Genomic DNA, 6,236 nt, shown 5'->3' with positions numbered 1-6,236 from the left:
GCTGTTGGGGGCATTGCTGCTGGCTGGTGCAGGGGCGTGGTTCTGGCACAGCCAGCGCGGCTTCGCCGATGCGCCGTTGACCCCGGACCAGCCCAGCATGGTGATCGCCTCCGGCGACGGCCTGAACACGGTGCTGGGCAAGCTGCGTGCCGCCGGCGTGGACGAAGGCAGCGACACCCAGTGGCAGCTGCTGGCGCGCCAGCTGGATGCGGCAGGCAAGCTCAAAGTGGGTGAATACGCCCTGGATGCCAGCCTGACCCCACGCGAGCTGCTGCTGCGCATGCGCCAGGGCCGCGTGCTGCAGCACCGGGTGACGATCGTGGAAGGGTGGAACATCCGCCAGGTCCGGGCCGCGCTCAAGCGCGCCGACCCGCTGGTGCACACCACCGACAGCCTTGACGACGCTGCCCTGATGAAGGCCATCGGCTTCCCCGGCGAACATCCGGAAGGCCGCTTCCTGCCCGAAACCTACGTGTACCAGCGCGGCGACAGCGACGTGGACGTGCTCAAGCGCGCGCACGCGGCAATGGAAAAGGAACTCACCGCCGCGTGGGACAGCCGCGCCGACGATCTGCCGCTGAACACGCCGTACGAACTGCTGACCCTGGCCTCGATCATCGAGAAGGAAACCGCGCTGCCCAGCGAGCGGCCGCAGATCGCCGGCGTATTCATGCGCCGGCTGAAGATCGGCATGCGCCTGCAGACCGACCCGACCGTGATCTACGGCATCGGCAGCAGCTACGACGGCAATATCCGCAAGCGCGACCTCACCACCGATACGCCGTACAACACCTACACCCGGGCCGGCCTGACCCCGACCCCGATCGCCATGCCCGGCCGCGACGCGCTGCAGGCCGCCGCGCAGCCGGCGGCCGGCGATGCGCTGTACTTCGTGGCGGTGGGCGACGGCAGCGGCGCGCATGTGTTCTCGGCCAACTACACCGACCACAACGCCGCCGTGGCGCGCTACCTGCAGCAGCTGCGCCAGCAGCGCAGCCAGGCGGCGCCGCAATGACCGCATCGCTGCTGCGACACCCGCGTCTGGTCAGCCTGGAAGGCGGCGAAGGCGCGGGCAAGACCACCGCCATCAATGCCATCCGCGGGGCCCTGCACGCACGCGGCCACGAGGTGCTGTTGACCCGCGAGCCCGGCGGCACGCCGCTGGCCGAGCGCATCCGCGCGCTGGTGCTTACCCCCGATGCGGAGATCGCCGCCGAGCCGCTGTCGGCCGAGGCCGAGCTGCTGCTGGTGTTCGCCGCGCGGGCCCAGCACGTGCGCCAGGTGATCGAGCCGGCGCTGCGCCGCGGCTGCTACGTCATCAGCGACCGCTTCACCGATTCCAGCTACGCCTACCAGGGCGGCGGCCGCGGCCTGGACCCGGCCTGGATCGCAGACCTCGAGCGCCGGGCCGTGGGCCTGCTGCCCGGGCTGACCCTGCTGCTGGATGTGGACGTGGCCATTGGCCGCGCCCGCGCCAATGGCCGCGATCTGTGGCCGGACCGCATCGAGAGCGAGCAGGACGATTTCTTCCAGCGCGTGCGCGCGGTATTCCGCCAGCGCGCCAGCGCCGACCCCGCCCGTTTCCGCCTGATCGACGCCAGCCAGGACCAGGCCGGCGTCGCCGCCTCGGTGGCGGCGGCGGTGGATGCCTGGCTGGCACCGGAGCCTGCCCATGAGTGACACCTTTTCCCCGTGGCAGCAGCGCGCCTATGACCAGACCGTGGCCGCGCTGGACGCCGGACGCCTGGGCCACGGCCTGCTCATCTGCGGCCCGGCCGGGCTGGGCAAGCGCGCCGTGGCGCTGCGGATGGCCCAGCACATCCTGTGCGGGGGCGAACCGGCGGCTGCCCAGCGCAGCGCGCAGCTGATCGCCGCCGGCACCCACCCGGACCTGCAGCTGATCTCGTTCGTGCCCAACAAGTCCGGCGACAAGCTGCGTACCGAGATCGTGATCGAGCAGATCCGCGAGATCTCCCAGAAGCTGGCGCTGACCCCGCAGTACGGCATTGCCCAGGTGGTGATCGTCGACCCGGCCGACGCGATCAACCGCGCGGCCTGCAACGCACTGCTCAAGACCCTGGAAGAGCCGCAGCCGGGCCGCTACCTGTGGCTGATCAGCAGTGACCCGGCGCGCCTGCCGGCGACCGTGCGCAGCCGCTGCCAGCGGCTGGAGTTCAAGCTGCCTCCGCGCGAGGAGGCACTGGCGTGGCTGCAGGCCCAGGGCCACAGCCCGCGCAGCGCCGAAGAGGCCCTGGACGCCGCGCGCGGCCACCCCGGGCAGGCCGACGACTGGCTGCGCGAGGATGGCCTGGCGCTGCGCAAGCAGGTCGCCACCGACCTGGAGGCGCTGGTGGCCGGTCGCGCCGGCGCGGTGGAGCTGGCCCAGCGCTGGACCGCGGACGACAACGCGGCGCTGCGCCTGCGCCACGCCGCCGACCTGGCGCTGGCACAGGCCAGCACGGGCGGCTTGACCGATCCGGACCGATTGCACAAGCTGGCGGCGTGGTTCGACGCCGCCAACCGTACCCGCGATCTGCTGCGCACCACCGTGCGCGCCGACCTTGCGGTGGTGGAATTGTTGTTGGCCTGGAACAAGGTCAACGAGCGGCAAGCAAAGGGGAATAGAGCATGAGTGCCACCAACGCCCGCCAGGGCATCCTGTCGCTGGCGGTCAAGGACAAGGCCGCGCTGTACAGCGCGTACATGCCGTTCGTGAAGAACGGCGGCGTCTTCGTCCCCACCCCCAAGCGCTACTTCCTGGGCGACGAGGTGTTCCTGCTGCTGACCCTGCCGGACTCCAGCGAGCGCCTGCCGGTGGCCGGCAAGGTGATCTGGGTGACCCCCGCCGGCGCCCAGGGCAACCGCGCGGCCGGCATCGGCGTGCAGCTGGCCGAAGGGGCCGAGGGCGAGAACGTGCGCAACAAGATCGAGACGCTGCTGGCCGGCATCCTGACCTCGGACAAGCCCACGCACACGATGTGAAGAAATTTCGGTGAAACCGTTGACGCCGAAAATTGCCGCCCTATAATGAGCGGCTCAGCAGCATCGGGCGGTTAGCTCAGCGGTAGAGCATTGCCTTCACACGGCAAGGGTCGCAGGTTCGAACCCTGCACCGCCCACCATATTTATCAGTGTGTTACGACAAAACCGGCGAAAGCCGGTTTTTTCATTACTGCACCGTAACTGCATATGGAGAGCTATGAGCAGGAGCCAGCGAAAGGGAATGCTGTATCGGCTGGTGATGGCCCGATCTGATTTCCAGGTCAGCAAGGACGCCTGCATCGCGATGCAGAAGTTCGTGAGCGACGATGCCCACCCGTTGTACTTCCACCTGTTCACCTCAGCCGTGGTTGCTTATGCCAAGCCGTTCGTGCAGTCGGATCTAGGGGTGATCCGGGGAGAATGGAAGAAGTTCCCAAGACCTTGGATGAACACGGTCCACGCTCACGCGCTGAACGCGCGGAACGAGGTGATCGCTCACAACGACCCCAACATTCGATCTATCTGGATCCTGCCGGGAACGCTCGATGTGGGCGGGGAGGAAAGAAGCTGGTCGGCGCGGCCGGTCTTCAAGATCGAGGGGTATCACGTGTATCAGGATTTCTTCCCTGCGCTCGAGCAGCTTTGCAATTTCCAGATGTTGCGGCTCACGAAGGTAATCGATGAGCAAACGGCCCATCTATATGACTTCAGCAATAAGCCGCTGCAAGAATTCCAGCTCACCCGCAACGATGAGTCCTAACGGACCCTACGGCCGACGTTGTGTGTCGCCCGCATAGTCTTGGATACGCCCGTCCCGCGCGCCATGTCGCTCTTCACCCTCTCATAGCCCATCTGCGCGCCATCGCGTGCCGCTTGCCTGATTAGCTCGATGGTTCGGTTGTCCGGGTTTCCGTTGATCTGGATCTCTTGTGTAATTGGGGCGGCGGAGAACCCACCGTTGGTATCGCGGTTCACTCGGTCCAGGGTCGCGTCCAGCTTCGCGCTGGTCGAAGCCGTGGTGACGCGCTCGCCCTTCTGCAGCAGCCAGGTGCCGGTCTCGGGAACTGCGTCGATGCCGTCGTGTGCCATGCCTGATAGGCCCGACGAAGCCGCAACGGTGGCCACATACCCGGCAGTGGCCGCGAGCGCCGCCGCCGCCGCCGCTGGCGCTGCAATCGGGCCGGTGATGGGGATGGCAGCCGTAGACGCGTAGGCGGCGATTGCGGCCTGGGCGGCCATCGCAACAGCGTTGCCGGTCAGGGCGGCGGTGGACGACTGGCTGGTGGTTTCCCCGACCAGCTTCTGCACGGTCTGGTAGATCAGCCACTGGGCGGCCATCTTTGCCAAGGTGTCGATCACCGTGTCACCCATCGACACGACCAGGTTCTTGACCGACTCGGAAACTGATTCGTTCCCCTTGATCAGATCGGCGATGCTCTCGGCGACGTCGCCGGTGGTGGTGTCCAGGAAGCCGGTGACTGCATCGTAGGCCTGCTGGTTGGCGTCCGCCGCTCCGGTGGCGTAGTCCTGCCAGGCGTCGGACATGCCAGCCTGCCAGTCGCCCCTGAGCGCATCCAGCTTGCGGTAGTGGTCTTCCTGCATCTCCAGGCGTTCGGCCAGCGCCCGCTGTAGAACGTCCGTCTCCGCCTCGTACAGCTTCTCGGTGACTTTGCCGGCTTGGTACTGCTCAAACAGCCGGTTGCGCTTCTGCTGGTAGTCCTTCTCGATCTCCAGCAGCGCGAGCGCGCGCTCTCTGGCCTGCGCCCCAGCACCGGCCCCCACCAGGTCGACGGAAAGGGCGCCACGGGCGTTCTCAAGCGTGTCCTGCGTGTTCCTGGCGAACTCTGCAGCCATCGCGGCCTGCTCGTTGGCCACCTTGACCGCCTCAAGGCCATCCAGCGTGCTGGCAAGCGTGCGCAGGCGCTCTTTGTCCTGCGCATTGAGGTCCTTCAGAGCGCCCTCGGCCAGATCGAAGTTGAGCTGCTGCAGCTCGGTGGCCTTGGCGGACTTCTCGGCGCTGGTGTCGAACAGGGCAATTTGCCGCTGGTACTGAAGGCTTGCCGCTTCGTAGGCTTGCTGCAGCTGCTGCTGGGCGGTCGCAGCCTCCTTCGCCCCCTTCGCGTTGCCGCCTTGGCTGCCGGCGGCACCGGAGCCGGCACCGGCCTGGCCCAGCAGCGCCTGCAGCTTCTCGACCTCAGCCGACGCTGCGCCGGCAGCCGTACCGGCCTTTCCGAAATCTCCGATCACTCCGGCCCAGTACTGCGCCGTGGCGTCGAGGTCATCTTTGACCGTCTGCCGGGCCTGCATCATTGCGTCCCAGCCGCTGGGAATCTCGCCGATCACCGCGGCGGTGCCGCCGATGGTCTTGCCCAGCAGGTCGAAGGCAGCGACGCCGCCGGCGGCGGCTTGGGAGATCCACCGGATGACAGTGCCGATGGCGTTGTAGTCGTGAAGCGCTTTGCGGCCGCTCTCGCCGCTGCCCACCAGCGTAGCGCCAAGGTCGGTGATCACCGGCAGGATGTCGGAGACCAGGCTGTTCTTGAAGCCGGTCAGCTGTTGCTCGACCAGCCACATCTGCACTTTGAGCTTCTGCCCATCAGCCACCACGTCCTCGCCCAAGATTGCGCCGGCGCGCTCAGCGGCATCGGCGAAGTCGGCAAAGCCTTGGCCACCGTCGCGCAGCAGCGGCGTAAGCATGGTGGCGTCGTTGGCCAGCGCTTCCATGTAGAACACCATGTCGCCTTGGGAGAGATTGGCCTTCTCCAGGCTGTCGGCGTAGAGCTGGAGCGCTTGGGGGCCGCTGAGGTTCTGGAACTGCTTTGCTGTCACACCGACCTTCGGCGCGATGTTGTCGAAGAAGTCAGCCAGCGGGCCGCCGCCGTTCTGGAGGAAATCGCCCACCTTGTCTTGGGTGTCCTTGAAAATATCCGCAAGCTTGTCCTGCTGGATGCCGAACGCGTCGGCGCCAGCGGCGAAGCGTTGGAACTCCACAACGCCGACGCCGGCCACCTGAGCGAGCTTTCCGATCTCCGCCGCTTGGCGCGCGGTTGCCACGGTCAGCGCCGTCAGGCCTGCCACACCAACCGAAATCCCGATGCCCAGGGCGGTGCCGGCGGCCTTGGCCTGCTTCTCGACGTTCTTCCTCCACTTTTCGGCCGCGCGTTCCGACTTATCCATGCCGTTGGCGAAGCCGCCAATGTTGGCGATCACGTCTATCGAAAGGCTGCCGAGGGATCGACGGGACATATATGGGC

At 67.0% G+C, this 6,236-nt stretch carries 6 protein-coding genes and 1 tRNA gene; 6 read left to right on the top strand and 1 reads right to left on the bottom strand.

The genetic code is table 11. The annotated features are described in order from the left end of the window. The first annotated feature begins 1 nt into the window (after window position 1). From mltG to DBR34_RS07425, 6 genes are all read left to right on the top strand, one after another. On the top strand, window positions 2–1,015 hold the full coding sequence (gene mltG, locus DBR34_RS07450) for an endolytic transglycosylase MltG (RefSeq protein ID WP_258223731.1): 1,014 nt from the start codon (window positions 2–4) through the stop codon (window positions 1,013–1,015). Then, a complete protein-coding gene (gene tmk, locus DBR34_RS07445; RefSeq protein WP_128096317.1) occupies window positions 1,012–1,680 on the top strand; it encodes a dTMP kinase in 669 nt (222 codons plus the stop codon). Before mltG ends, tmk begins: the two co-directional genes overlap by 4 nt. After that, on the top strand, window positions 1,673–2,632 hold the full coding sequence (locus tag DBR34_RS07440; protein ID WP_128096316.1) for a DNA polymerase III subunit delta': 960 nt from the start codon (window positions 1,673–1,675) through the stop codon (window positions 2,630–2,632). Before tmk ends, DBR34_RS07440 begins: the two co-directional genes overlap by 8 nt. After that, a complete protein-coding gene (locus DBR34_RS07435) occupies window positions 2,629–2,982 on the top strand; it encodes a PilZ domain-containing protein (protein WP_038690068.1) in 354 nt (117 codons plus the stop codon). Before DBR34_RS07440 ends, DBR34_RS07435 begins: the two co-directional genes overlap by 4 nt. Window positions 2,983–3,047: 65 nt before the next feature. Beyond that, a tRNA-Val gene (locus DBR34_RS07430) sits at window positions 3,048–3,122 on the top strand. A gap of 101 nt (window positions 3,123–3,223) precedes the next feature. Next, the gene (locus DBR34_RS07425) at window positions 3,224–3,742 is read left to right on the top strand and encodes a hypothetical protein (RefSeq protein WP_219928229.1); all 519 of its coding nucleotides are present in this window, start codon (window positions 3,224–3,226) and stop codon (window positions 3,740–3,742) included. Here DBR34_RS07425 and DBR34_RS07420 read toward each other — a convergent pair. Further along, the gene (locus DBR34_RS07420) at window positions 3,739–6,192 is read right to left on the bottom strand and encodes a phage tail tape measure protein (protein ID WP_128096314.1); all 2,454 of its coding nucleotides are present in this window, start codon (window positions 6,190–6,192) and stop codon (window positions 3,739–3,741) included. The genes DBR34_RS07425 and DBR34_RS07420 overlap by 4 nt on opposite strands. Window positions 6,193–6,236: the final 44 nt, after the last annotated feature.

It is taken from the genome of Stenotrophomonas sp. HMWF003 (genome assembly GCF_003061285.1).
GTDB lineage: Bacteria > Pseudomonadota > Gammaproteobacteria > Xanthomonadales > Xanthomonadaceae > Stenotrophomonas > Stenotrophomonas maltophilia_AP.
Note: the sequence above shows the minus strand (reverse complement) of the source record. Positions and strands in the feature narration are given on the sequence as shown.